The sequence below is a fragment of the Puniceibacterium confluentis genome, from assembly GCF_007923445.1.
GTDB classification, from domain to species: domain Bacteria; phylum Pseudomonadota; class Alphaproteobacteria; order Rhodobacterales; family Rhodobacteraceae; genus Puniceibacterium; species Puniceibacterium confluentis.
Window position 1 is genome coordinate 95,506 of sequence record NZ_VOJI01000013.1, and the last position, 25,171, is coordinate 120,676.

Annotated in this window: 26 protein-coding genes; 13 read left to right on the forward strand and 13 right to left on the reverse strand. The window is 62.1% G+C overall.

The features are described 5' to 3' along the window. Nucleotides 1-387: 387 nt before the first annotated feature. Both FOY53_RS15455 and nth read right to left on the reverse strand, forming a co-directional pair. Nucleotides 388-1,383, reverse strand: a complete 996-nt coding sequence (locus FOY53_RS15455; protein ID WP_146590439.1) for an adenosine kinase — start codon at nucleotides 1,381-1,383, stop codon at nucleotides 388-390. Further along, nucleotides 1,380-2,024, reverse strand: coding sequence for an endonuclease III (nth, locus tag FOY53_RS15460; RefSeq protein WP_146590457.1), 645 nt, complete (start codon nucleotides 2,022-2,024; stop codon nucleotides 1,380-1,382). The genes FOY53_RS15455 and nth overlap by 4 nt, the downstream gene beginning before the upstream one ends. 138 nt (nucleotides 2,025-2,162) lie before the next feature. Between nth and FOY53_RS15465 the strand changes: the two genes are divergently transcribed. The 3 genes from FOY53_RS15465 to FOY53_RS15475 all read left to right on the forward strand — a co-directional run bounded on the left by FOY53_RS15465 (nucleotide 2,163) and on the right by FOY53_RS15475 (nucleotide 4,465). Next, complete coding sequence (locus FOY53_RS15465) at nucleotides 2,163-3,014, forward strand: methylated-DNA--[protein]-cysteine S-methyltransferase (protein WP_246107429.1); 852 nt, start codon at nucleotides 2,163-2,165, stop codon at nucleotides 3,012-3,014. Between the two features lie 130 nt (nucleotides 3,015-3,144). Next, nucleotides 3,145-3,816: a YiaD family glycine zipper/OmpA-like lipoprotein gene (locus FOY53_RS15470; protein ID WP_146590459.1), complete on the forward strand. Its 672-nt coding sequence runs from the start codon at nucleotides 3,145-3,147 to the stop codon at nucleotides 3,814-3,816. 94 nt (nucleotides 3,817-3,910) lie between these two features. Then, a complete protein-coding gene (locus tag FOY53_RS15475; RefSeq protein ID WP_146590462.1) occupies nucleotides 3,911-4,465 on the forward strand; it encodes an NADPH-dependent FMN reductase in 555 nt (184 codons plus the stop codon). A gap of 14 nt (nucleotides 4,466-4,479) precedes the next feature. Here the strand turns inward: FOY53_RS15475 and FOY53_RS15480 are convergent, their stop codons facing one another. Beyond that, nucleotides 4,480-4,884 carry a VOC family protein gene (locus FOY53_RS15480; protein WP_146590464.1) on the reverse strand — a complete coding sequence of 135 codons (405 nt, stop codon included), beginning with the start codon at nucleotides 4,882-4,884 and terminating at the stop codon, nucleotides 4,480-4,482. Nucleotides 4,885-4,929: 45 nt separating this feature from the next. Between FOY53_RS15480 and FOY53_RS15485 the strand changes: the two genes are divergently transcribed. Next, nucleotides 4,930-5,733, forward strand: coding sequence for an HTD2 family dehydratase (locus FOY53_RS15485; protein WP_146590466.1), 804 nt, complete (start codon nucleotides 4,930-4,932; stop codon nucleotides 5,731-5,733). A 45-nt stretch (nucleotides 5,734-5,778) separates the two neighbouring features. Here the strand turns inward: FOY53_RS15485 and FOY53_RS15490 are convergent, their stop codons facing one another. Then, the gene (locus FOY53_RS15490; RefSeq protein WP_246107430.1) at nucleotides 5,779-6,468 is read right to left on the reverse strand and encodes a sugar transferase; all 690 of its coding nucleotides are present in this window, start codon (nucleotides 6,466-6,468) and stop codon (nucleotides 5,779-5,781) included. Nucleotides 6,469-7,398: 930 nt separating this feature from the next. On the opposite strand from FOY53_RS15490, the gene FOY53_RS15495 reads away from it, so the two are divergent. The 6 genes from FOY53_RS15495 to FOY53_RS15520 all read left to right on the forward strand — a co-directional run bounded on the left by FOY53_RS15495 (nucleotide 7,399) and on the right by FOY53_RS15520 (nucleotide 11,251). Then, nucleotides 7,399-8,013 (forward strand): ribonuclease D, encoded by a 615-nt coding sequence (locus FOY53_RS15495; protein WP_146590468.1) that lies wholly within the window; start codon nucleotides 7,399-7,401, stop codon nucleotides 8,011-8,013. Between the two features lie 48 nt (nucleotides 8,014-8,061). Then, nucleotides 8,062-8,637, forward strand: a complete 576-nt coding sequence (gene lptC, locus FOY53_RS15500) for an LPS export ABC transporter periplasmic protein LptC (protein ID WP_246107431.1) — start codon at nucleotides 8,062-8,064, stop codon at nucleotides 8,635-8,637. Nucleotides 8,638-8,647: 10 nt separating this feature from the next. Then, nucleotides 8,648-9,142 carry a lipopolysaccharide transport periplasmic protein LptA gene (lptA, locus tag FOY53_RS15505; protein ID WP_146590472.1) on the forward strand — a complete coding sequence of 165 codons (495 nt, stop codon included), beginning with the start codon at nucleotides 8,648-8,650 and terminating at the stop codon, nucleotides 9,140-9,142. Then, nucleotides 9,142-9,900: an LPS export ABC transporter ATP-binding protein gene (gene lptB / locus FOY53_RS15510; protein WP_146590474.1), complete on the forward strand. Its 759-nt coding sequence runs from the start codon at nucleotides 9,142-9,144 to the stop codon at nucleotides 9,898-9,900. Before lptA ends, lptB begins: the two co-directional genes overlap by 1 nt. A gap of 265 nt (nucleotides 9,901-10,165) precedes the next feature. Next, complete coding sequence (gene hpf, locus FOY53_RS15515) at nucleotides 10,166-10,729, forward strand: ribosome hibernation-promoting factor, HPF/YfiA family (RefSeq protein ID WP_146590476.1); 564 nt, start codon at nucleotides 10,166-10,168, stop codon at nucleotides 10,727-10,729. A 57-nt stretch (nucleotides 10,730-10,786) separates the two neighbouring features. After that, nucleotides 10,787-11,251 carry a PTS sugar transporter subunit IIA gene (locus tag FOY53_RS15520; RefSeq protein WP_146590478.1) on the forward strand — a complete coding sequence of 155 codons (465 nt, stop codon included), beginning with the start codon at nucleotides 10,787-10,789 and terminating at the stop codon, nucleotides 11,249-11,251. A gap of 58 nt (nucleotides 11,252-11,309) precedes the next feature. Here FOY53_RS15520 and FOY53_RS15525 read toward each other — a convergent pair whose 3' ends face one another. The 8 genes from FOY53_RS15525 to cysQ form a co-directional block, all read right to left on the reverse strand. Next, nucleotides 11,310-12,737 carry a sulfotransferase family 2 domain-containing protein gene (locus FOY53_RS15525; RefSeq protein WP_146590480.1) on the reverse strand — a complete coding sequence of 476 codons (1,428 nt, stop codon included), beginning with the start codon at nucleotides 12,735-12,737 and terminating at the stop codon, nucleotides 11,310-11,312. A gap of 6 nt (nucleotides 12,738-12,743) precedes the next feature. Continuing rightward, on the reverse strand, nucleotides 12,744-14,444 hold the full coding sequence (locus tag FOY53_RS15530; protein WP_146590482.1) for a DUF5927 domain-containing protein: 1,701 nt from the start codon (nucleotides 14,442-14,444) through the stop codon (nucleotides 12,744-12,746). Continuing rightward, on the reverse strand, nucleotides 14,441-15,451 hold the full coding sequence (locus FOY53_RS15535; protein ID WP_146590484.1) for a glycosyltransferase family 2 protein: 1,011 nt from the start codon (nucleotides 15,449-15,451) through the stop codon (nucleotides 14,441-14,443). The genes FOY53_RS15530 and FOY53_RS15535 overlap by 4 nt, the downstream gene beginning before the upstream one ends. A 52-nt stretch (nucleotides 15,452-15,503) precedes the next feature. After that, the gene (locus FOY53_RS15540; RefSeq protein ID WP_146590486.1) at nucleotides 15,504-16,694 is read right to left on the reverse strand and encodes a glycosyltransferase family 4 protein; all 1,191 of its coding nucleotides are present in this window, start codon (nucleotides 16,692-16,694) and stop codon (nucleotides 15,504-15,506) included. 4 nt (nucleotides 16,695-16,698) lie between these two features. Continuing rightward, nucleotides 16,699-17,682, reverse strand: coding sequence for a UDP-glucose 4-epimerase GalE (galE, locus tag FOY53_RS15545; RefSeq protein ID WP_146590488.1), 984 nt, complete (start codon nucleotides 17,680-17,682; stop codon nucleotides 16,699-16,701). A gap of 4 nt (nucleotides 17,683-17,686) precedes the next feature. Continuing rightward, complete coding sequence (gene galU, locus FOY53_RS15550; protein ID WP_146590490.1) at nucleotides 17,687-18,580, reverse strand: UTP--glucose-1-phosphate uridylyltransferase GalU; 894 nt, start codon at nucleotides 18,578-18,580, stop codon at nucleotides 17,687-17,689. Nucleotides 18,581-18,734: 154 nt separating this feature from the next. Then, nucleotides 18,735-19,982, reverse strand: a complete 1,248-nt coding sequence (locus FOY53_RS15555) for a glycosyltransferase family 2 protein (protein WP_146590491.1) — start codon at nucleotides 19,980-19,982, stop codon at nucleotides 18,735-18,737. 6 nt (nucleotides 19,983-19,988) lie between these two features. Further along, nucleotides 19,989-20,786: a 3'(2'),5'-bisphosphate nucleotidase CysQ gene (gene cysQ, locus FOY53_RS15560; protein WP_146590493.1), complete on the reverse strand. Its 798-nt coding sequence runs from the start codon at nucleotides 20,784-20,786 to the stop codon at nucleotides 19,989-19,991. Between the two features lie 119 nt (nucleotides 20,787-20,905). Between cysQ and FOY53_RS15565 the strand changes: the two genes are divergently transcribed. After that, nucleotides 20,906-21,736 (forward strand): ABC transporter permease, encoded by an 831-nt coding sequence (locus FOY53_RS15565; RefSeq protein ID WP_146590495.1) that lies wholly within the window; start codon nucleotides 20,906-20,908, stop codon nucleotides 21,734-21,736. Beyond that, nucleotides 21,733-22,323, forward strand: a complete 591-nt coding sequence (locus tag FOY53_RS15570) for a COG3650 family protein (RefSeq protein ID WP_146590497.1) — start codon at nucleotides 21,733-21,735, stop codon at nucleotides 22,321-22,323. The genes FOY53_RS15565 and FOY53_RS15570 overlap by 4 nt, the downstream gene beginning before the upstream one ends. Nucleotides 22,324-22,372: 49 nt before the next feature. On the opposite strand, the gene FOY53_RS15575 is transcribed toward FOY53_RS15570, so the two are convergent. After that, the gene (locus FOY53_RS15575) at nucleotides 22,373-22,978 is read right to left on the reverse strand and encodes an alpha-ketoglutarate-dependent dioxygenase AlkB family protein (protein ID WP_146590499.1); all 606 of its coding nucleotides are present in this window, start codon (nucleotides 22,976-22,978) and stop codon (nucleotides 22,373-22,375) included. Nucleotides 22,979-23,205: 227 nt separating this feature from the next. On the opposite strand from FOY53_RS15575, the gene dnaK reads away from it, so the two are divergent. After that, entirely contained in the window at nucleotides 23,206-25,113 is a 1,908-nt protein-coding gene (gene dnaK / locus FOY53_RS15580) for a molecular chaperone DnaK (RefSeq protein WP_146590502.1), read from the forward strand. Nucleotides 25,114-25,171: the final 58 nt, after the last annotated feature.

Consider the following 25,171-nt stretch of genomic DNA (forward strand, 5'->3'; position numbering starts at 1 on the left):
GCGGTGCTTCTCAATGCCGAAGCCCGGGGCGCTCTGGCAATCGGTTTCATAACGGGGTTCGCGCAGGCGATGGCGCCTTGGCGTCTGTGCGGGCGGCGATGCCGCGGCAATGTGCACAGGCGATTGCGGCAGTCTTGCGGGCGCTGAATGATGCCGACTCCTACCTCCGGTGATGGCGACCCTGCCTGCCTTGGCCACAGGGCGTGGTGCGGCGAGACGGGGACCGACACTGCTGTGTTGACGGTGGCGGGACGCGAGACTTTTAGCTTGAAACGGTGCCGGAGCACCGAGTTGAAAAAGCCCGGAACGTGGTCACACGCTCCGGGCCTGGTGGCAGGGACGGACCGGGCGGACCTCCCGGAACCGGCTGTCCGACCCGCCGTATGATCAGGCGAGGTTCAGCCCGGCCTCGCGGAACAGCGCGGGCAGCGAGGTTTCGGGGCGCGGTCCCATGTGGCTGATCACTTCGGCGGCCGCGACACAGCCCATGCGCCCGGCGGTTTCCATGTCCTGTCCGGTGGCGAGACCGTAGAGGAAGCCGGCGGCGAACTGGTCGCCCGCACCGGTGGCGTCAACCGGGACAACCGTGGTCACCGGCACGTCGGTACGCAGGCCGTCGCGTATGATGGTGACGCCATCGCCCGACCGGGTGCAGACCACCAGCGGACAGATTGCAGCCACGGCGGCAAGATCGGCCTCGAGGTCATCATACTGGTAAAGTGCGCGAATTTCGGCCTCGTTGCCGATGACGAAGTCGAGTTCGTTCTCGATCAGGGTCAGGAAGTCGGCGCGGTGACGTTCGACGCAGAACGGATCCGAGATCGCGATTCCGGCGATGCCCCCTGCGGCCCGGCAGGCCCGGGCGGTGGCGATGAAGGCTGCCTTGCCCTTGTCCTTGTCGAACAGATAGCCTTCGAGAAAGACGATTTCGGCCTGATCGGCGACTCCGGCGGGCAGATCGTCGGGGCCGAGCTCGGCAGAAATCCCGAGATAGGTGTTCATCGAGCGTTCACCGTCGGGCGCGACGAAAATCATCGAACGCGAGGTGGGCAGTTCGCCTCCGGCAACCGGCGGATTGGCAAAGGTCGTGCCGATTTTCTCCATCTCGGCGGCATAGAACCGGCCCAGGGAATCGTCGTGCACCCGACCGATGAACCCGGTGCGCAATCCAAGGTTTCCCAGTCCGGCCAGTGTGTTGGCGACTGATCCGCCGGGGGCCTGGACCCGGCTTTCCATGGCGCCGTACAACACTTCGGCACGGTCGCGTTCGACCAGTTGCATGATGCCCTTGGTGATACCCATGAGTTCCAGAAAATTGTCATCGGCCCGGGTAAGGACATCCACAATGGCGTTGCCGATGCCGACAACCTGATAGGTTTTCATAAGGTCTTTTCCTCGAATAAGCAGAGATCGCGGAGCAGACAGGCACCGCATTTTGGTTTGCGCGCGACACAGATATACCGGCCGTGCAGGATCATCCAGTGATGTGCATGATGTTGATAATCGACCGGGACGTTGTCTTCGATGGCGCGCTCGACGGCCATGACGTCTTTGCCCGGGCAGATCCCGGTGCGGTTGCCGACGCGGAAGATGTGGGTGTCGACCGCCTGTGCAGGATAGTGCCACCACATGTTCAGCACGACGTTCGCCGTCTTGCGTCCGACGCCGGGCAGCGACTGCAGCGCGGCGCGCGAGTTCGGCACCTCGCCGCCATAGTCGTCAACCAGGATCTGGCTGAGCTTGAGGACGTTCCTGGCCTTGTTCCGGTACAGCCCGATGGACTTTATGTGCTCGGTCACACTTTCCAGTCCCAGGGCCAGCATCTTGGCGGGCGTGTCCGCGATCTCGAACAGTTTTGCCGTTGCGCGGTTGACGCCTGCGTCCGTTGCCTGGGCTGACAATGCGACCGCGACGACAAGCGTAAAGGCGTTCACGTGGTGCAGCTCGCCCCTGGGTTCCGGTTCGGCGGCGCGGAAGCGGTCAAAGATCTCTCGGATCGTATGATAATCAAGCTGTTGTACCATGTGCGTCTCTATGCCCGGCTCCGCCGGGATGCGCAATATTCGGGTCGCGTCACCGGCAGGCGGCAGGGTATGGTTGCGACAGGCGGCGCAGGCCTGGGGCAACGGGTTCCCGGGTCGACGCGAGAGGAGCGTTCTGACATGACCCATGTCCAAACCATGGCTGCACCGGACACCGGATACCACTACAACGTCATGCGGCGCGCGATTGCGGCGATTGACGCAGGTGAGCCCGGGCAGACGCTGGAACAGTTGGCGGCAGGGATGGGCATGAGCCCGGCGCATTTCCAGCGGCTGTTTTCGCGCTGGGTCGGGGTGTCGCCCAAGCGGTACCAGCAATATCTGACGCTGGGCCATGCCAAGGCGCTGCTGGCGGAGCGATTCACGATGATCGAAACCGCCGGATCGGTCGGGCTTTCCGGCACCGGACGGTTGCACGACCTGTTTGTGCGCTGGGAGGCGATGAGCCCCGGCGACTTTGCCCGGAAGGGCGCGGGGCTGGAGATCCGCTATGGCTGGTTCGAAACTCCCTTTGGCGCGGCGCTGGCAATGGGCACCGACAAGGGTTTGTGCGGATTGGGCTTCCTTTCCGAATCGAGTCCCGAAGAGGCAATGGCGGATCTCACCCGCCGCTGGCCCGAAGCCCGCTATGTCGAGAATCCGGAGGCCATTGGTCCCTGGGTCGACGCCGCATTTGCCCAAAGGGGCGACACGGCGCTGCACATGATGGGGGCACCGTTCCAGATCAAGGTCTGGGAGGCGCTGCTGACGATCCCGTCGGGGCAGGTGACAACCTATTCCGAAATTGCCGGAGCGGTCGGTCATCCGCGGGCGGTGCGGGCGGTCGGAACGGCGGTGGGACGCAACCCGGTCAGCTTTCTCATCCCATGCCATCGCGCCCTGCGCAAATCCGGCGGGCTGGGGGGCTATCACTGGGGTTTGCCGGTCAAGCGCGCGATTCTGGCGTGGGAGTCGGCGCGGGCGGATGCCTGATCTCATCTGGACGTGATCACGATGCGCGGATTAGCGCCGATTTCACCGTGACTTGACTTGGGCCGGGATGCAGATTGGCGCTATATGTTCCGCGACCCCGGATGCGGGGAGGAAAACAACGAGGCCCATGATGATCCGAGCAAGAACTTCCCTGCTGACCGCAACCGCCGCACTGATGGTGCTGAGCGCCTGTGCGGACCCCGCAGCCTATCCGGGCGGTGTCGACCCCAACCGCAAGGCCAAGACCGGCGCCGCCGTCGGTGCAGGCATCGGTGCCCTGGCCGGTGTGATGGCGGGCAACGATCCGAAAGAGCGCCGCAACAACGCCATCGCAGGCGCCATTGTCGGTGCCGCGGGCGGTGCCATCGTCGGCAACCAGCTTGACAAGCAAGAGGCAGATCTGCGTGCGCAGATGGGCAATTCGAACGTGTCGATCCAGAACACGGGTGACCGTCTGATCGTGACACTGCCGCAGGATATCCTGTTCGCCACCGACTCGGCATCGGTGCGTCCCGACCTGCAGCGTGACCTGCGCACCGTCGCGCAGAACCTGAACGCCTATCCCAACACCACGGTCCAGGTCATCGGCCACACCGACAACACCGGCGAGGCTGCCTACAACGCCAGCCTGTCCGAGCGTCGCGCGCAGTCGGTTGCCGGCATCCTGATTTCCGAGGGCGTGTCGTCGTCGCGGGTCCGCGCCATTGGTCGTGGCGAAGATGCGCCGGTGGCCAGCAACCTGACCCCCGAGGGCCGTCAGCAGAACCGCCGGGTCGAGATTGTGATCCTGCCAAACGCCTGATTTCCTGACTGTTTGCAGCCAATGAAAGCGCCGCGGCTTGCCGCGGCGCTTTTACGTTGTAGTTCATGCGGCAACCTGGACCGGAGAAATATTGATGTCTGAACTGAACCTGGTGGGGTTGTGCGGATCCCTGCGCAAAGCCTCGACCAACCGCATGTTGCTGAACGAGGCCGCGCGCCTGTTCGACGCCGCCGCGTTTACCGAAGCTGACCTGAACCTGCCGCTTTTCAGTCAGGACATCGAGAACGGACCTGGAATCCCGCCCGAGGTGCAGGCCCTGTCCGACTTGATCGGCAGCGCCGACGCGGTGATTCTGGCGACGCCCGAATATAACAAGGGCACGTCGGGTGTGATGAAGAATGCCCTGGACTGGATCAGCCGGACCAAGAACGCACCATGGCGCGACAAGCCGATTGCCGTGATCTCGGCCTCGTCGGGAATGCAGGGCGGGGCGCGGGCTCACAGCATGTTGCGCACGCTGATGCTGCCGTTCCGTCCACGCCTGGTTCCCGGGCCCGAGGTGATGCTTGGCCAGTCCGGCCAGCAGTTCGACGGCGAGGGGCGGCTGACCAGCGAAATGGGACTCAAGCTGCTGACCGAGTTGATGGACGAACTGCGCCGCGAGGCGCTGCGGATGCGCCAGGGCTAGGGGTGGCGGCGGGGTCAGCGCATGTCCTGATTTGATATCTCGATCAGGTTGCCGTCCGGATCGCGCAGATACAGCGACCGGATCGGGCCCTGTGCCCCGCTGCGCGCCACGGGCCCGCTTTCGACCGGTACGCCGTGATGTGCCAGAACGTTCATCCAGTCCTCGAGCGGCGCAGCGCTCAGGAAACACAAGTCCGCCGACCCGGGGCACGGCTGCTGTGCCCGGGGCGCGAATTCATGACCGGCAAGGTGCAGGTTGATCTTCTGCTGCCCGAAGTGCAGCGCCCACCGGGACGGACCGCCGGCGGGTGAAAAACTCTGCGCCTGCATGCCCAGAACCGATTGGTAGAATGCCAGTGTCGCGTCGATATTGGCGACCGTCAGGACAAGGTGGTCAAGGCTCTGGAGCGTCGGCGTCATCTGGGCAATATTCCTCGGGGCAGAAGGTGGACGGAGAGTAAGCGGATGTCTGACGCAGAACCGCAACCAGGTGAAAGCGATGCACTGGATCCGGCCCGCGCACGGGCGGTGCAGGCTGCGCTGGGGCTAAAGAGCGATATCTGCGCCGGGATGGCGTTGCCCGCGTTCTTTCACCAGATCTATTTCTGGGATCCGCAACCGCCCGCCACCCTGGGCCGCGATGGTCACCCGAAACCTGGCATCGGACTCATTCCCGATACGGGCCTGCCGCGCCGGATGTGGGCCGGCGGGCGGCTGTGGTTCGATGCGCCGCTGCTGGCGGGTGTTCCTGCACAACGGCGTTCCCGCGTGTTGCAGACTGTACACAAGTCCGGTCGCAGCGGGCCGCTGGCCTTCGTGACGCTTGGGCATGAAATATGGCAGGACGGCGCCGTTGTCCTGCGCGAAGAGCAGGATCTGGTGTATCGCACCGACCCGGCACCCGAAGCGCCGCGTGCCCCCGTCCCACAGGCGCGCCGGGACGAGACCGAGGCCCGCACGGTCACGTTCGACGCCACGCTGCTGTTTCGCTACTCGGCGCTGACCTTCAACGGCCATCGCATTCACTACGACGAATCCTATGCCCGGGGGGTCGAGGGCTATGACGGGTTGGTTGTTCACGGCCCGCTGCTGGCGCAGTTGCTGATGCTGATGGCAGACACGCCGCGCAGGCCACTGCGGACCTTTGCTTTTCGCGCCACTGCACCGCTGATGCACCATGAAACCGCCACTCTGTGTCGCAACGGTCCGGATGCCTGGGTGCGTGGTCCGCAGGGGCGGCAATGTCTGGTGGCGACCCTCACAACGTGAAAGGCCCAGCCGGGACGGGGCCTTGTGGTCAGATCGGACTCATTTTCAGACGCCGGTGCCGTTGATCACCACGCGCACAGTGCGCAGCAGGACAACAAGATCGGTTTTCAGCGACATCTGGCGCAGATAGGCGGTGTCGAAGGTCGCACGTTCGGCAAAGCTTGATTCATTGCGCAACGAGGTCTGCCAGAATCCGGTGATACCGGGGCGCAGGGCGTAATAGGCAGTGCCCGGGTACAGGACCCGTTGTTCCGGCAGCATCGGACGCGGCCCGACCAGCGACATGTCTCCGCGCAGAACGTTCCAGAGCTGTGGCAACTCGTCCAGCGATGTCTTGCGGATCAGTCGGCCGATCCAGGTGATGCGGGGATCGTTGCGCAGTTTCTGCGCATGGTTCCATTCCGCGAGCGCCTTTGGGCTGGCAGCGATGTGGGCCGCCAGCATGGTGTCCGCATTCGCCACCATGCTGCGGAGTTTCCACATCATGAAGATCCGGCCGTTCCGGCCCACACGTTTCTGCAGATAGAACGGAGAGCCGCCGTCCAGTGCAATCAGAGCGCCAAGGATCAGCATGACCAGCAGAACCGGCGCCGCCGCGACAGCGACCAGTGCCAGGTCGACGATCCGCTTGACCGTATCCCGGTACAGGCGTGCGTCCGGCGTGGCCTGCATGGCCTCGTCGATGAGGTGGTCAAAGGTCGGCAGGTGCATCGGGCGGCGTAGGTGCAGGGTCAAAAGCGACCTCCTTGAGGCAAATCGTCAATTCGGGAGTCACGGAAATCGGAACCCATGCGACACAGCGACAAGTTCCCGACCGCGAACACCGCACCCGTCAGACGGGTGCTGCACTCATCGGTGCCGCCTACTGGCCAGCGAAGTGTGGGATCGTTCAGTCGAGGACAGCGTTCGGCAGACTTACGAGTTACTCCAGGTTGAATGCACCAGCCCCCCAGTGCCTTGATGCAGGCGTCGGCAAAATTGTGTTAAAATTTGTCCAACTTAATTCTTATGACCTCATGCCTTATTTTAGTCAATATTCAGAAATCCTTCAACCAAAGGGAGAATCGGGCGGCCTGCTATGCCCGCGATTCAGAGGGTATTTCGGCGGCGCCGAGAGAGCGCTCAACATGTGGGTTTCCCTGGGCGAAGCCATTGATTCTGGCGGTTTATCACCGAAAAATTCGAGTCTGGATTTTGCAGTCAGGGGCAACAAAAATCCCCCGACTGTTTCGGCTTTGGCAACAAATTGGCGCTGTTGCGGGATTGGTCGGAAAAACACGCGAAATTACCCTGCGTCAGAGAGCGCTTTGAGCTTGCTTTTGGATATTCGGAAACAATCGGCGGCCACGTTCGGTACCCGCTCAGGTTGCCTGTCGGCGCGCTGCCTGCCTCCGGTCACGGTCTTGGCGCGGACGGTTCCGACGTCTGAACTGGTGACACGCTCCGGGTGAGTGCGATGCCTCACAGATTGTTACAATGGCGTAAAATGGGCGCATTCACCGTCTGATCACAGGCCGAATCATCGCGGCGCGCGCCACAATTCGGGCCAAGTTCCGCTCCCGCGACGAACTGTGCGGCCTTTGGCGCCGTCGGCGCCCGGGGTCAACATTGCAAGCCCGGGGTCCTGTGGTTATGTCCCGAGAGGACGCGGGAAACGGGGGCAGCATGACCAATTATTTGCATCAGGGCGATTTGCCGGATCAACTCGACCTCGGACCCGTCGTGGCGATCGACTGTGAAACCATGGGCCTGCATCCAAGGCGTGACCGCCTCTGTCTGGTTCAGCTGTCCAGCGGCGACGGGACGGCACATCTGGTGCAGATTGCGCCGGGGCAGACGGTGGCCGCGAACCTTGCCCGCATTCTGACCGATCCCTCCGTGCTCAAGCTGTTCCACTATGGCCGTTTCGATATTGCCGCGATGTACAATACGTTTGGCGCCCTGGCGGCGCCGGTGTATTGCACCAAGATCGCCAGCCGACTGGTGCGCACCTACACTGACAGGCACGGGCTGCGGAATCTGGTGCAGGATCTGCTGGGCAGCGATCTTTCCAAATACCAGCAGTCCAGCGACTGGGGCGCCGCAGAACTGACCAAGGCGCAGCTCGATTACGCCGCCTCAGATGTGCTGTATCTGCATGACCTGCGCCGCGCGCTGGATCTGATGCTGGAGCGCGAAGGCCGCAGCGCCCTGGCGCAGGCCTGTTTCGATTTTCTGCCCACGCGGGCGCAACTGGATCTGGCGGGCTGGCCGGAAACAGATATCTTCGCCCACAGCTAGGATCGGGCAAAGAGCATCATGCGTCAGCGCGGCAGCAAATATTCACGTATGATCGCGTGGCTCAAGATCCTTCTGCCGATGGCGGCGCTGGTGCTTTTGTCGACGACATTCCTGTTGTCGCGGGATCCCGATCCGTCGGCCAATCTGCCAATCTCTGGCAGTGCGGACCCGGACGGGGTGGTGCGCGAACAGGTGACCGATCCCTATTTTGCCGGCACCACAAGCTCGGGGGGGTCGCTGACGATGACGGCGCGATCAGCCCGGCCCCTGCCCGACAGCGATGAGGTCGAGGCCGACACTCTGGATGCGGTGATGGTGATGACCGATGGCACCAAGATCGAACTGAAGGCGCCGCTGGCCAACCTGAGCGACCGGCGTGGCGATGCACATATGACCGGTGGCGTCACCGTGTCGAGCACTACCGGCTACACCCTGAGCACCGACAGCCTGACCGCCGCCCTCGACCGGATCGAGATCGAAAGCCTGGGGCCGGTCGAGGGTGACGGGCCGGCCGGGCATCTGACGGCCGGCAAGATGCGCGTCACCAGTGGGGAAACCGGCGATGACGTCCAATTGCTTTTCACCGGCGGGGTAAAGCTGGTATATGACCCGCAAACAGAATGAGTGCTTCCCGATGTTGCGAAACCTGACTCTTGTCCTGGCGCTGATGGCGCCATGTTCCGTTCTGGCACAGGGGGCGCAGGTCGCCTTTGGTGGCATGACTCAGGACACATCGGCCCCGGTCGAAGTCACGGCCGATCAACTGGCGGTGAACCAGGCCGACGGTACCGCGCTGTACACCGGCAACGTCATCATCGGTCAGGGGGCAATGCGTCTGGCCGCACCGCGGGTGCTGGTGGTCTACGGCGAGGCGGCGGGCCGGATCGAGCGGCTCGAGGCGACGGGCGGTGTGACGCTGGTGAATGGCGACGACGCCGCCGAGGCAGAGCGCGCGGACTACAACATCGACGCGGGCACCGTCGTCATGACCGGCAATGTGCTGCTGACGCAGGGCGACAATGCGCTGACCGCCGAAACCATGACCGTCAATCTCGACGATGGCACGGCGCAGATGTCCGGCAGGGTGAAGACCGTGCTCCAGCAACAGCCAAAGGCGGCCAACCCCTGATGTCGCCTCCGGAGTTCACCGTGACGACAGGCTCCAGCGGCCTGCATGTGCAGCACTTGCGCAAGAGTTACCGCAAGCGCGTGGTGATCCGGGATTTTTCGATGGAGTTGAATCGGGGTGAGGTGGTGGCGTTGCTGGGCCCCAACGGCTCTGGCAAGACGACGACTTTCTACGCGATCGCCGGGTTGGTGAACCCCGAGGGCGGCCAGGTCCTGATTGACGGCAAGGATGCGACCTATCTGCCGATGTACCGCCGTGCGCGTCTGGGAATCGGGTATCTGCCGCAGGAAATGTCGATCTTCCGCGGGCTGTCGGTCGAAGACAACATCGCCGCGATCCTCGACATCAGTCAGCCCGACCGCCACAAGCGCCGCGAACGGCTGGAAGAGCTGCTGGGCGAGTTTTCCATCGAGCATTTGCGCCGCGCCCCGGCGCTGGCGCTGTCCGGCGGGGAACGCCGCCGGGTCGAGATCGCCCGCTGTCTGGCGGCGGACCCCAAGTATCTGTTGCTGGACGAACCCTTTGCCGGGGTTGATCCAATCAGTGTCGGCGACATCCGGCACCTTGTCTCGGACCTCAAGAAACGTGGCATCGGTGTGCTGATTACAGACCATAACGTGCGCGAAACGCTCGAAATCGTGGACCGCGCCTACATCCTGCATGACGGTGCCGTGCTGATGTCCGGCACCCCCGACGAAGTTGTCCGCAACGAGAACGTGCGGCGGGTCTATCTGGGCGATAACTTTCGCATCAGCTGAACCGGCGTTCCGTGACGGTGTTCATGATCGGTTAAGAATATTCTCGGACAGTGATGCTGGATTTGATTGACAGAGCGGGGCCTTCTCAACTCAAATGAAGGGTATGACGCTTTCGTGGACCGCATGTCTGATTGGTGAACACCCCCTCTCCAGGGTGTCTGCGATCAGGCCAAGGTCGGGAGTGTCACCTTCCCTCCAGACGCGGCGATAGGCCGGGCGGCTTCGCCCGTTGCTGCGTATGGGTTGATAAAGAAAAGGAAAAACAATGCGCTATCAGATCACGGGAAAGCAGATCGACATCGGAGAGGCTCTGCAGACGCATGTCCAGACCGAACTGGGCTCGGTGGTGCAAAAGTACGCCGGGCGGCCCACGGATGCGACCATCATCTTTTCCAGAAGTGCGCACGAGTATGTTTGTGAATCCACCGTTCACCTGTCCACCGGGCTGACCGCCACCGCCAAGGCCCATGCGACCGAAATCTATGCCGCGTTCGACGGATGTTCGGAAAAACTCGACAAACAGCTGCGCCGTTACAAGCGTCGGTTGAAAGATCACCACAAGGACCGCGTCGAACCCGTTGAACTCTTCGGCGCGTCCTCGTATATCCTCGCGCGTGAATCCGATATCGAGGATACGGAGCCGGATTCACTCGCGCCGGTGATCGTGGCCGAAATGCAAACGCAGATTCCGTCGCTCTCCGTGGGCGAGGCGGTGATGCAGATGGAACTGGCAGGGGCACCGGTACTGGTATTCCGGAACGAAAAGAAGAATGGCGTCAACGTCGTGTACCGCAGGGAAGATGGCAATATCGGATGGATAGATCCATGACATTGCCGTTCTGCGCGTGACGCGTTAGGGCACAGCAGAAACTAGAACAGGCAGCTCATGAAATTCGCGCAGCTTATAAAGCCGTCCGCCGTCAAAGTCATTTCAGCCGCATCAAGCAAGAAGCGGCTGATGCACGATCTGGCGGATCTGGCACAATCGGCGCATGGAATACATGCGCCGACCGCCGTCGAAGCCTTGATGGAACGGGAAAGCCTCGGGCCAACGGGTGTGGGACATGGGGTTGCGTTGCCGCACGCGCGCATTCCCTCGCTCGAGGATGTCGTAGGCGTTTTCATACTGCTTGAAAAACCCATCGACTTCGAAGCGGTCGACCGCCAGCCGGTGGATGTCGTCTTTGCCCTCTTTGCGCCGGAATCGGCGGGCGTAGAGCACCTGAAGGCGCTGGCGTTGGTGTCTCGCACCCTGCGCGAAGATGCTGTCTGTGCAAAATTGCGGGCCAATCATGACGCCAGCACCCTCTACACCATCCTGACCGAACCCCATACGTCCCAGGCCGCCTGAGGGCCGTTCTCGACGATATGCCGGGTCAAGGCGCAGGTAGGGGCGCGGATCGGGTCGGCTAATCCCAGTCGGCAAAGCCAAACATCAGGTAATCGCGGTTGTAGGCATCGCGCGCCAGGCTTTCGATCTCGTCGTCGTAGATTTGCGCCAATGCGAATGGCGCGCGGGTCGGGACGGGCACAGGATCGGGCGGCGCAGGATGCCCGACCTGCATGGCCAGCGCGGGCAGGTAGTCCCCCATTTCTTCTTCGCGGATGATCATGTCGGGCAGGGTGAATTCCGCCATGCCCTGCAGCACCTGGGCCTGGGATGCCCAGTGCGCGTCCACCCGCACAGCCGTTTGTCCGGCAAGATTCGCCTTGAGGAACGTCAGCCAGGCGGTAAAGGCGCTGCGGTGGGCACTCAGATCATACTCCGGCCCCGGCGCTGCCTCAGGTATCGGCAGATTGTGCGCCCGTCGCAGGGTCTTGCGGATCTGCAGAAAGGTGCCGGGTCCGGTGGACAGGATCCGCGAACAGAAGGCGTCGTGCGCGCGGGCCACCGGGTGGCGCAGGACACAAAAGCTGCGGTGGCCTTCGTGCTCGCGTTTCCACTGACGCAGGTCTTTCTGGCTGAAATCGCGCAAAAGGGCCGAGTCGTCGACCGCGTCCAGTTCCGCAAGCCAGGTGTTGACCGCCGCCTCGGGCCCCGAGCGGATCGGCATCGACAGCAGCCCGGTGCGCGCGGCGGCGACATAAGAAGGGACAACCGGCCCCCGGCGCGGTTCAAAATTCGGCGTGCGAGCCATGTTGAACCGATCCAGCCGGGCCAGCGCATCCTGCATCGTTTCAAAATTTTCTACTTTTTCAGACAGGGGTTCCGGATTCTGCCGTTTGAGCGCGGTGTTGAGACTTTTCAACCGGTCGTCCACGCCCAGCCAGCGGGCCAGACCGTTCATCACCGCGACGTCTTGCAAGTCCTCGTAGGCAACGTAAAACGCCGTCTGCCCCGAGGTCTGCAGCGCGTTCATCAGGTGAATCTGAAAACCCTGCAACGTGGCCATGTGCGCTTCGAACTCTGCTGGATCAAACAGCGCCCGCCCGCCCTTGCGCCTTTTCACATGTGTCAGCTTCCACTGACCGGTCGACTGGGCGATCTTCCAGCTGACATAACTGTCCACCGGATTACGCGTCAGGATGATCTTGGCACAGTGCGCATCCTGCAGCAGCTTGGGCAGGATACGGGCATCATGGTCGTGAAAGAACCGGAAACCGCCCAGTCCTGCCGTGACATTGCGAATCTGGTGCAGCAGCCGGTCGGGGGCGGCATCGCGCTCTTCCTGGGTGATGCCAAGGATGTGTTCCGAATTGGGATATCCGATGAAGTGCGGATTGAACGCTTCTCCGTGGCAGGTGACGCCGTCAAAGGCATTCAGGTTCGCCTCGAGAAAATTTGACCCGGTGCGCATTTCGGCGAAGATCACGAAACAGTCGAAAGGCTTGGCCATAGGGGCTCACTTCTTCACAAGATAGGGTTTGCGCGGCCGACCGATCGGGGTGCGGGGCAGAGGGTCAACCGGGAAATCACCCATGAGGTAGGGGTGCATCCCCTGGTTCTTGAGGTTTTGCAAAAACTGGCCAAAGCCGGCGAGATCCTGCATCAGCGGTGCTTCGGCCAAACGACGAAGGGATTTTTGACCGATCTCGTCGATGATGATCTGCAGCGGCTCCATCGGCGCCTCGATGAATTCCGCCATCGTCCAGATCCGGATACGGGCCTTCACGTCGGGGCTGCGCAATTCGTCCAGCATCCGGCTTTCGATCTTCTGCAGCGCCGCCGCTTCCTTGCGGATGTCGGCAAAGTTGGCGTTGGACCTGAAAAGTTCGACGGCCCAGGCGCCGGAAATGACCGAGATCTGGGCATTGGGATCGCGCGCCATGTGCCAGTTGATCTTTTTGGTGTCGCGCGGACCGTACTGAAAACACTGACGCTCGCCCCGGGTGTTCCAGATCAGGTTGGTCAGAAAGCCCATCGGATTGTTGTCGCGCAACAGGGCATCGTCAGACAGTGCGCCGTTTATCACAGACTGGCCATTGGCAAACTCGGCCCGGTCCGGGCCGTAGAGATGGCCGTGCACCTGCGCCCCTGTCGCGCGGGCAAGCCAGGGTTCAAAATCCTGGAAAAGTTCAGAAAACCCCTGAAATACCGAGTACTTGGTCGCTGTTACACCGTTTTCCCAGCCATAGTTGGGAAAGCGCGAATGCATGTAAAGCCCGGCCCGTCCGCGGGTTCGGCGATCGACGGCACGGGCGAAGATGCGGTCGATCTTGCCAGGATTGGGTTCCGTCTTGTTCATCACGCCGTCTCTGTCGGACAGGAATGCCTCGTAAAGTCGTTCGGCATGGGGCCAGATCTTGCGCGCGACAAAACAGTCCGAGCGGCGCAGCAATTGCAGGTGATCATCATAAAAGATGTGCGGTTTGCCCTGAAAGTCGAACTTGGAAAGGGTCAGGGACCGGCTTTCGATCCGGGTCGCGTAGAGCCGTGCCAGCGTCTGGAAATAAGATTCGTCCGGAATCCACACCTGTTTGAAATAGCGGTCATAGACCGGTCGGGCCGGATCCTGCAAAATCGCCGACAGGGTCTGACGGGTGAGGCACCACCACTGGCTGCCCATATGCGGCACGATGTCATGCGGAACACTGCGGCGATAACCGAGCCATCGCTGCACGGCGACGGATTTGTCAAAGAGATACCTGTGCTTGCGCCAGGAGAACGGGAACCTCAGGGTGAAACGCTCGTGATCGAGACCGCCCACCGTCCAGGGCACGTCCGCTGTGGTCGCACTTTCGATGAAATCGGTGCGTGGACGGGCGGCCAGATATTCGACCAACTCTTCGACCGGACGCAGTGGCAGGCAGGATCCGGACGACAGATAGACATGGCGCACATCGTCGAACCATTCCAGCATCATCTCGGCGGCATCCTGGCTGGCCGCGACCAGCCCCCAGGTGCCCCATTCGCAGCTGTGGCGGCGTGAAAACAGCACCGTCGGCACATCCGAGAGACCGGCGACAAAGGCGTCGTAAATCTTGCGCGGCACATTGCGGTCCACGTGAATGACCACAGGACAGCCCGCGCGTGTCCAATGGCGCGCCACCTGTTCGGCCCGCCCGAGTGCGGTGTGCACCAGCATGATGATGCCGACACTCATGCCCAGTTGCCCTTGGACATCAGGCCCAGAATTTCAAGCTGACGCCAATTGATGTACTTCTCGCTCCACTTGCACCACAGTTCGGGATTGTCCCGCAGCCCGGCGGCATAAGCGATGTATTCCTTGGACCCGGAGTAGTGTTGCTTGCGCTCGATTTCCTCCTCGGCCTTGGCGGTGAAGGTGTCGAGAAACTTGGTGTGCAGCAACACGCCGCTGGCCTTTTCTCCGCCCCATTCGTCATAGACGAGGTTCAATCCGCGCGGCAGCAGCTGATGGGTCGAACTGGCATAGGCATAGCGCCGGTCCCATTTTACCAGCGGCACCTTGTTCAGGGCCGGAGCCCGTTCGGGGTTTTCGGGGAAAAAGACACGGGCGCGCGGTCCGCCCTGGATCCAGAGATTGCCAAAGCGCGGGTTCTTGGAAATCGTGTAATTGCCGGCATCGAACCACGACGCAATCTCGATCGGGTTCTGTCCGGCCTGATAAGGTTCGGCATCGATCCGACCCTTTGGATACATGTCCAAGAGCATGGCGCTGAAGCTCTTGATCGACGAGGCATCAAGCCAGTCGGTCAGCGCCCGCAGTGGCCGTGTGTCGCAGAACGGATAAAGGAACAGCTCGTCCGGGTCGACGACAAGCGTCCAGTGGCCGTGACCATATTTCATCTGCAGCCAGTTGAGCCAGTCGACGCCGAAACGTGCCCGCTTGTAGCTGGCGCGGGTGGACCAGACCGAAACATCGTCCTGCCGGGCCAGGTAGTCGAGCGATCCATCGGTGCTGTCATTGTCGACGAAGAAAAAGTGGTTCACCCCCATGTCGCGGTAATACTTGAGGAAATAGGGCAGGCGCACACCTTCGTTGCGCTGGGTCGAAAACACAAAGATGTCCGATGACCGGGTCTGTTCGTGCCGCAGTGCCACAGGTTTCAGTTCGCGTCGCTTGCGAAAGGCACGAATCCGCCAGCGCTGGCGCTGCAGCCGAAGCCGGTATGACTGCCATGCCCCCAAACTCTTACCTCGTTATGGACCGGCGTCCCGGACCTTCACTTTCTGGCGCCTATCAGATCGACCTTAAGACGATGTTGAAATGGGTCTGCCAGTCCGGCGGAACAAATTCCAGCGCCTGTTTCTTGTCCGTCTGTTGCGATTTGGCCAGTGCGATGATGCTTTGACGCCAAAGATACCGGTCCGTGACCTTTGCGTAAATGGGAATGTTGCCAAGCACTTCGCGGCAGACAGCCAGATCAGAGCAGATCACCGGCACCCCCAGCGCGGCCGCTTCGACCGGGGGCAGACCGTAGCCTTCGGCATGACTGGGGAACAGGAGTCCGGCACTTTGCGCGAGCAGCGCGAAAACCGCGCCATCCTGCAACCCGCTGAGTTCGTGGACCCGGGGCGAGGCGCGGTCAAGACGCGCGAAAACGTCATGATTTTCCCAGCCACGCGCGCCAAGAATGACCAGATGCGGCGCGGTCGCACCCATCTCATCCCAAAGGTCCAGCAGCAGCGCGTGGTTCTTGCGCGGCTCGATGGTGCCGAGAGCGACAAAATAGGGCGCCTCCCAGGGGCCTTCCGGCGCGACACCCGGTACCGGCAGGGGCACCCCGAGGTGGGCGACGACGCAGGAAGGTGCGGCCTGCCAGCGGGCGGCATGCCGCAACACATCGCCCCGAGTCTGGGCGGAATTGCAGATCACCACATCGGCATTCTGCACCAGCCTTTGCAGGAAACCCGCAAACTTCCGGGCGGTTCCTGCGCGCTGATATTGTGGAAAATCCAGCGGAATCGTGTCGTGCACCAGCACCCCGATCCGCATGCCCGACACCTGCCGCACCGCGCGCAGCACACGGGCGGTCAGATTGCTGTGACCGGTGTTCAGGTAATGAGTCCGTTCGGGCAGATGGCGCCGCAGCATCCGGCCGAGACCAGGCGGCAAACAGCGGGCAATCGCCAGCCGACGGGCATCGGCCTCGCCCTGCCGACGTCCCGTGTTGCCACCATGCAAACGTCGCGGCAGATCCACCGGTCCCCAGGTGCCCTGCGCTACCCTCTCGTGCACGGCGGCGCACCCTGAGAAGTCCAGCAACAGGTATCCCAGCGAGGTCCGCACCAACCCGTACAACGGTTCGGGAACGGTCAGAAGATGTTCAAGATAGGCAAATTCGACCCGGTCAACGCCGGTCATCCGGCGATCCGCCCGCCGGATCAGCCGCGTCAGGTCCAGCAGTCGGGCTGACGGACCTGACGTCATTGGATCACTTGGCAAAATGCCCCGACTGGTGCCAGCGCCAGGCGTCGGCAATCATCTGGTGCATGGTGGAACGTTCGGGGCTCCAGCCCAGTTCCGCCACGGCCCGGGTCGACCCCGAAACCAGCGCGGTGCAGTCGCCCGCCCGGCGCGGGCCGTCGTGTGCCGGAACGGCGCGATTGGTGACCGCACGGCTGGCCTCCATCACCTCGCGCACGGAGAATCCGGTGCCCGTGCCCAGATTGAACACCCGGCTGCCCCGTCCGTCCTGAAGCCACTTCAGCCCCAGCACATGCGCATCGACCAGATCACAGACATGCACGTAGTCACGGATGCAGGTGCCGTCCGGCGTGTCGTAATCGGTGCCGTGGATGGTCAGCGCGTCGCGCTTGCCCTGAATCGCGTCCAGCATCACCGGGATCAGGTGGGTTTCGGGACGGTGATGTTCCCCCACCTCGGCTTCGGGGTCGGCGCCTGCCACGTTGAAGTAGCGGAAGATCACGTGGCGCAGGCCGTGGGCCGCTTCAAAGTCGCGCAGGATGTCCTCGATCGCCCGCTTTGACGCACCATAGGCGTTCAGCGGTATCTGCGCGCTGGTTTCATCCAGCACGACATTGTCCTGCTCACCATAGGTGGCGCAGGTCGAGCTGAAAACAAAGTCAAGACAGCCCGCCGCCACCGCCGCTTCGATCAGGGTCAGCGAACCGGTGACGTTGTTGCGCCAGTATTTTCCGGGCTCGGACATTGCCTCGCCAACCTGGCTCAGTGCCGCGAAATGCATCACCGCAACGGGTTTCCACCTGGCAAAAACCTCGTCAAGCCGGACGCGGTCCAACAGGTCACCAGGTTCGAAAGGACCGAATTTCACGGCATCCTGCCAACCTGTGGACAAATTGTCATAAGTGATGGGGGTATAGCCTGCACGGGCGAGCGCCTTGCAGGCGTGGGCGCCGATGTAACCGGCGCCTCCTGTAACCAGAACGTTTTGCACGGTGTTATTCAGCCGCTTTCTCGACCGAGATCACTTCGTGCAGGAAGCGCCGCAGGTCATCTTTCAGTTCGTCACGGGCGAGACCAAAGGCCACGGTTGCCTGCAGGAAGCCGGCCTTCGAGCCGCAGTCGAAACGCTGGCCGCGGAAGCGCAGGCCGTACACCCCTTCTTCGCCGCCGATTTCCTGTGCGATGGCGTCAGTCAGCTGGATTTCTCCGCCGGCGCCAGCCTTCATCTTGTTGAGGTTCTTCAGCACGCGCGGCGACAGGATATAACGTCCGATGACCGCCAGATTGGACGGTGCCGTGCCTTTTGCGGGCTTTTCGACCATGCCTTTGACCGAAACCATTGATCCCATGTCTTCCTGCACGTCCAGGATGCCGTAGGACGAAGCCTTGTCGGCGGGCACTTCCATCGCCGCGACCATATTGCCGCCGGTTTCCTCGTAGGCCTCGACCATCTGCTGCAGGCAGGGCTTCTCGGCGGCGATCACGTCATCCGGCAGGATCACGGCAAAGGGCTCGTTGCCGATCAGACGGCGCGCACACCACACCGCGTGGCCCAGGCCCAGTGCCTTGTGCTGGCGCATATAAGCGACTTCGCCGGAATCCATGTTGGTGGATTTCAGGATCTCGAGCAGCTCATCCTTGCCCTGGCGCCGCAGTTCCTGTTCCAGCTGCGGTGAATGATCAAAATAGTCCTCGAGCGCGCCCTTGCCGCGCGAGGTGACAAACAGAAATTCCTTGATCCCGGCCGCGCGGGCCTCGTCGATGGCGTACTGTACCAAGGGACGGTCAACGAGAGTCATGATTTCCTTCGGAACCGACTTGGTGGCCGGAAGAAAGCGTGTCCCGAGACCGGCGACCGGAAAAATCGCCTTTGTTACCTTGTTACGCATTAAACTGCTCCTTGCGTTCTGCAGATCACTGTAGCGGAAATTCTGCTAAATTTCATTACATCATCATAGGGTGATAAAAAGCACCGAAATGTATTCCATGTGACATTCGGCGGATAGTAGGGTCGTTCGTAAGCGTACATTTTAGCCTTTTGTTTCAGTCTGTCAAAAATCGGAGGTTCCGCAGACGGTTGACTTCCTCGCGCAGCCGACTGCGCAGTCGCTGTATCCGCAGCAGCGGCTGACTGCGAAGGCTGCGCCCGTAGACACCCCCGGTCTGTTCCCACCATCCTTCGGCACGGAATCGCACACGGTGGTAAAGGGCGGTGGGGGACAGCAAGATCAGGGTCACACCACGTCCCGCAGTTCGGGCGCTTAAAGCCTGCTGTCGCAATCTGCGCCGCTGCCAGACCCATCCGCCCAGAATCAGCGGTGCCTCGCCCGTGGCGGCGGGGCGTGCCAGAAACCCTCGCGCCGCACGAGGCAGCGGTTGCAAGCTGTCCGGGCTGCGGGCCAATCCATCGCGGCGACCGCGTTCGAGACCGCGCAGCAGATGCGCCACATCGTCCGCTGCCAAAGGCCCCGTCTGCATCAGCCGCAGAAGGCGCAGCCGCTGCTGCGCGCGGAAGTGATCCCAGGCGTCCTGCCGGTCGGCTTCGGGGCAGTGTTTGCGCAGGAAAAGCATCTGCGAGGCACCGATTTCGCGCAGGTCGCGCGGCGTGCGATCCCGCCCCCGCCGCACACTGGCGCCATAGCCATGATGGACCTGCGCCAGTGGGACGATGGCCGTGAGGTGCCCGGCCCGGGCGAGCCGCATGTTGAGATCGGTTTCATCCAGGTAAAACCGGAAGCCCGGATCGAAACCGCCGATCTCGGCCAGCAGGTCGCGGCGCAGGGCCATGTTCGTGCCCTCAAGCTTGATCGCCCGGCCCTCGGCGGGGCTCAGCACCCGGGGCGCATCCCCACCCAGATCCAGGTCCGCAGTGTTTCCGCGGTGGTCGACGCTGCGCGCCTTCCATTGGAAGCTGATGCCGTTGCGCCCGCGCACGTAGCCGCCGGCCGCCGCCACCTCGGGTGTGACGAAAGGCTGCGTCAGATGGTGCAGCCAGGTTGGTTCGGGCACCGCGTCGTCATCGATAAAGGCGACAATTTCGCCCGCGGCCTGTGCCACCCCCCGGTTTCGCGCCGCCGAAATGTTGGGCTCGTCATAGGGGATCAGTTTGATCAGCCCGGCGTCCCTGCGGTCGGCGACCTGGGCGCAGCCGCGCGGGCAGGCGACAACAACCACCTCGAATGCCGGATAGTCGAGCTGCGCCACGCCGGTCAGGCACAGGTCCAGGGCCAGCGGGCGATCGCGGCTGACGATCACAACGCTAACAGTTGGCGTGGTCGGTGTGGACGGCATCGCGGTCTAGCCGTCTTTCAGCGTCACCCCGGGAGCGTAGGCGATGAAGAACGGATTGGCGAAACCGGGTTTGCCATAGCGCAAGGCCGAGTGATCGTCGAACCGCACGACGCGTCCGCCCGCGCCTGCAAGGACAGCATGACCGGCGGCCGTGTCCCACTCCATCGTGCGGCCGAGGCGCGGATAGAGATCCGCCTCTCCGGTCGCCACCAGGCAGAACTTGAGCGACGAGCCGGCGCTGGTCATGTCCTTGACGCCGTATTTTCCGATATAGTCATCTGTCGCCTGATCGCGGTGCGACTTGGAGGCCACCACCATAAGCGACTCGTTATTGGGGGTCGATACATGCAGTGGCACGGTCTCGCCCAGGCTGTCCTTGTCGAAGGGCCCCTTTTCCTCGACCGTTTTGCCGACACTGTCGGTGAAGAACATCCGCCCCTTGGCGGGCGCGTAGACCACGCCGCGGGTCGGCACGCCGTTTTCGACCAGAGCGATGTTCACCGTGAAATCGCCGCGCCGGTTGATGAACTCCTTGGTGCCATCCAGCGGATCGACGATGAGAAAGGTGCTGGCCTCTTCGCCATGGCTGTCGGACTGCTCTTCGGTGACGAGCGCCACATCCGGGAAAGCCTTGCGCAGGCCATCTGAAATCAGAGCATCTGCGGCTTCGTCGGCCGCTGTCACCGGGCTTTCGTCAGACTTTGTCTTGATCTCGAAATCATCTGCTTCGTAAATTTCCATGATCTTGTCGCCGGCCTCGAGTGCCAGGCGCCGCATCACTTCGGTGAGTGTCTGATAATTCACAGTTCTGCTCCTTAGTTCCGCATTGCTAGCGCGGATTCATTGATTAAAAATGTCCTGCCCCTTATGCTTTGCGAAAATAGGAACAGCAAGAAAACCCTGTCCCGCGGAGCAGCGCACCGATGTTCGACAAACAGGCCCCTCGCACGCGCATTGGCTCTGCGATTTTCATCTGCGAACTGATTTACCACAACTCGGTCCGCTCGGTGCGCAAGACACATGGCAATGCCGTGATGTCGATCCTGATGAACATGCTGCAGACGGCGATCTTTGTGCTCGCCTTCTACTTCATGTTCATGATTCTGGGCCTGCGCGGCACGGCGCTGCGCGGCGATTTCATGATCTACATCATGACCGGCATCTTTCTGTACATGACCCATACCAAGACCCTGGGCGCGGTTTCGGGGTCTGAAGGGCCGGCCAGCCCGATGATGCAGCATGCACCGATGAACACGGCAGTGGCGATTGCCGCTGCGATGCTGTCGACGCTCTATATCCAGATGCTGTCACTGCTGGTGATCCTTTTCATCTACGACGTCGCTTTCAACCCCTTTGTACTGCAGGAAATCCACGATCCCATCGGATGTCTGGGAATGATCCTGCTGTCGTGGTTTTCCGGAGCGGCCATCGGTATGGTTCTGCTGGCAGCCAAGCCGTGGTTTCCGACGCCTGTGTCGATCATCTCGACGGTCTATCAGCGTGCCAACATGATCGCCTCGGGCAAGATGTTCGTGGCCAACACCCTGCCGACCTACATGCTGGTGATGTTCAACTGGAACCCGCTGTTTCACACCATCGACCAGTCGCGCGGATATGCCTTTGTCGACTACAATCCGCGCAATTCGAACTGGGAATATGCACTCTATTTTTCATTGGTGTTCCTGATGATCGGCCTGATGGGCGAGTTCTATACACGCAAACACGCGTCTGCCTCGTGGTCGGCGCGGCGATGATGCGGGCGGCGCTGCTCTGGATGGCTTTGGCAGGGGCGGCGGGCGCGCAGGAACTGCCGGCATTGTTCGACGTGGTCCGGGTTTCCGGCGATGACGTGCTGAATATTCGGGCGGAACCGTCGCCGCAGGCCGAAATTCTGGGCAGTCTTGCGCCCGAGACCACCGGGGTAGAGGTGACTGCCCTGTCGGCGGACAAGGGCTGGGGGCGGCTGAATGTGGCAGACGCCGTCGGATGGGTTTCGATGGCATATCTCGCTGTGCACGCCGACACTGGTCAGCCGCTGCCGCAGCGGTTTGCCTGCTTCGGGAACGAGCCGTTCTGGCGGGTGGACGCCGTGCAGCAAGGGGTGACGACCGTGACGATGCCTGGCGAAAGCGATCGCAGCTTTGCCACCCAGACGCTGCTGCGCAGTGGCAACCGTCGGGATACCTTCGGACTGACGGGTTATGGTCTGGCGTTGATCCTGCGCCGCGAGCAATGCAGCGACGGCATGTCGGACAGGCTTTATGGCCTGTCGGTCGATCTGGTCCTGCCCGGGCCTGCGCGCCTGCTGTCGGGATGCTGCACGCTTCAGGCGGGTCGGTGACGCTCTGCACCCGTGCGGACCGGCGACCCGGCGGTGCCTTCGCCCGCGATCAGGTCACCACCCGCAAGGTCAGGTTGATCCGTCCGCCGCGCGGCAACAATGTCGAGGATCCGAACCTGATCCGGTCCACCCCGTGATGGCACAGCCGCGCCGCGCCGCCCATCACCACGACATCACCTGAGTCGAGCCAGACCGAACCGGTCGACCCGCCGCGGTCGACATTTCCCATGCGAAACAGGCCCGAATCGCCCAACGAGACCGATACCACGGGCTGTGTCAGATCCGCCTCGTCCCGATCCTGATGCAGCCCCATGCGCGCGCCTTCGCCATACCAGTTTATCAGACAGCATTCCGGGCGGCGTGTGGCGCCGCTGACATCCTGCCAGATCGCCAGGACTTCCGCGGGGATCGGCGGCCATTCCGTGCCGTTCGGATGGGTCGGCGCGTAACGATAGCCGCCGCGGTCGCTGACCCAGCCGAACTCTCCGGCGGCTGACATGCGCACCGACATCGGCTTGCCCCGGGGGGTGACCGGTTGCACCAGCGGCACCTGCTCCAGCACGTCCCGCACCACATCGACCAGGCTTTCCTGCGCCGAACGGTCCAGATACCCGCGATAAATCACGAACCCGCGCTCTTGAAGAATATCTGTCATGAAGCGCACACTCGGCCAATCCATGCGCAAATGGCAAAGAAAAACCGTCCAATTCGCGGAAACTGCCCGGACGCGGTGCTTGCAGCACCCAAGACCCCTCCTTATATACCCTGCGAAGCGCAACTCGGGGGGAGACCCACGGGCCGCATCAACCCATCGGGGCAGGATGCCGGAACGGGTCCTCGCCTCGTGACATCGCCTTGAAGCACTAGAAGGGATCGAAAAACATGGCCAAAGTGATTGGTATCGACCTCGGCACAACGAACAGCTGCATCGCCATCATGGATGGTGCCCAGCCGCGTGTGATCGAAAACTCCGAAGGGGCACGCACCACGCCCTCGATTGTCGCCTTTACGGATGACGAACGCCTTGTCGGCCAGCCGGCCAAACGTCAGGCTGTCACCAACCCGGAAAACACCATTTTTGGCGTCAAGCGCCTGGTCGGTCGTCGCAATGACGACGCACATCTGGCGAAAGACAAGAAAAACCTGCCGTTCGAGGTGATCGACGGTGGCAACGGCGACGCCTGGGTGCGCGCCAAGGGTGAAAAGTACAGCCCCTCGCAGATTTCCGCTTTCATCCTGCAAAAGATGAAGGAAACCGCCGAGAGCTATCTTGGCGAAGAAGTGACGCAGGCGGTCATCACCGTTCCGGCGTACTTCAACGACGCCCAGCGTCAGGCCACAAAGGATGCAGGCAAGATTGCCGGTCTTGAGGTGCTGCGCATCATCAACGAACCGACGGCGGCCGCTCTGGCCTACGGTCTCGACAAGAAGGAATCGCGCACCATCGCGGTCTATGACCTCGGCGGCGGCACCTTTGACGTGACCATCCTGGAAATCGACGACGGGTTGTTCGAGGTCAAATCGACCAACGGCGACACCTTTCTTGGTGGCGAAGACTTTGACATGCGGATCGTCAACTACCTCGCCGGCGAGTTCAAGAAAGAGAACAACGTCGATCTGACCAAGGACAAGATGGCCCTGCAGCGTCTCAAGGAGGCGGCTGAAAAGGCCAAGATCGAGCTTTCGTCCTCCAGCCAGACCGAGATCAACCAGCCGTTCATCTCGATGGGTTCGAACGGCCAGCCGCTGCACATGGTCATGAAGCTGACCCGTGCCAAGCTGGAATCGCTGGTCGGCGACCTGATCAAGGGCTCGATGAAGCCGTGCCAGGCGGCGCTCAAGGATGCCGGTCTCTCGACCTCGGACATCGACGAAGTCGTCCTGGTCGGCGGTATGACCCGCATGCCCAAGGTGATCGAGGAAGTGACGAAGTTCTTCGGCAAGGAACCGCACAAGGGTGTGAACCCGGACGAAGTCGTCGCCATGGGCGCCGCCATCCAGGCCGGTGTTCTTCAGGGTGACGTCAAGGACGTGGTCCTGCTCGACGTGACGCCGCTGTCGCTGGGCATCGAAACGCTGGGTGGCGTGTTCACCCGCCTGATCGACCGCAACACCACGATCCCGACGAAGAAGTCGCAGATCTTCTCGACCGCCGAGGACAACCAGAACGCCGTGACGATCCGGGTGTTCCAGGGCGAGCGCGAGATGGCCGCGGACAACAAGATGCTGGGCCAGTTCAATCTGGAAAGCATCCCGCCCGCCCCGCGCGGCATGCCGCAGATCGAGGTGACCTTTGACATCGACGCCAACGGCATCGTGTCGGTTTCGGCCAAGGACAAGGGCACGAACAAGGAGCACAAGATCACGATCCAGGCTTCGGGTGGCCTGTCGGACGAAGACATCGAAAAGATGGTCAAGGACGCCGAGGCCAATGCCGACGCGGACAAGGAACGCCGCTCGCTTGTTGAGGCGCGCAACCAGGCCGAAAGCCTCATCCACTCGACCGAAAAGTCGGTGGAAGAGCATGGCGACAAGGTCGATCCCTCGACCGTCGAAGCCATCGAACTGGCCATTGCCGCGCTGCGGGACGAACTGGAAAACGACAATGCCGACAAGATCAAGTCCGGCATCCAGAACGTGACCGAGGCGGCGATGCGTCTGGGCGAAGCCATCTACAAGGCCCAGGCCGAGTCGGGTGACGACGAACCCAAGGGCGCGGATCAGGGTGGCTCGGATGACGACATCGTTGATGCCGATTTCGAGGACCTCGACGACAGCAAGCGGGCGTAAGCCATACCCGCGGAACCAATCAGGGGCCGGTCCGGACACCGGGCCGGCCCCTCGACGT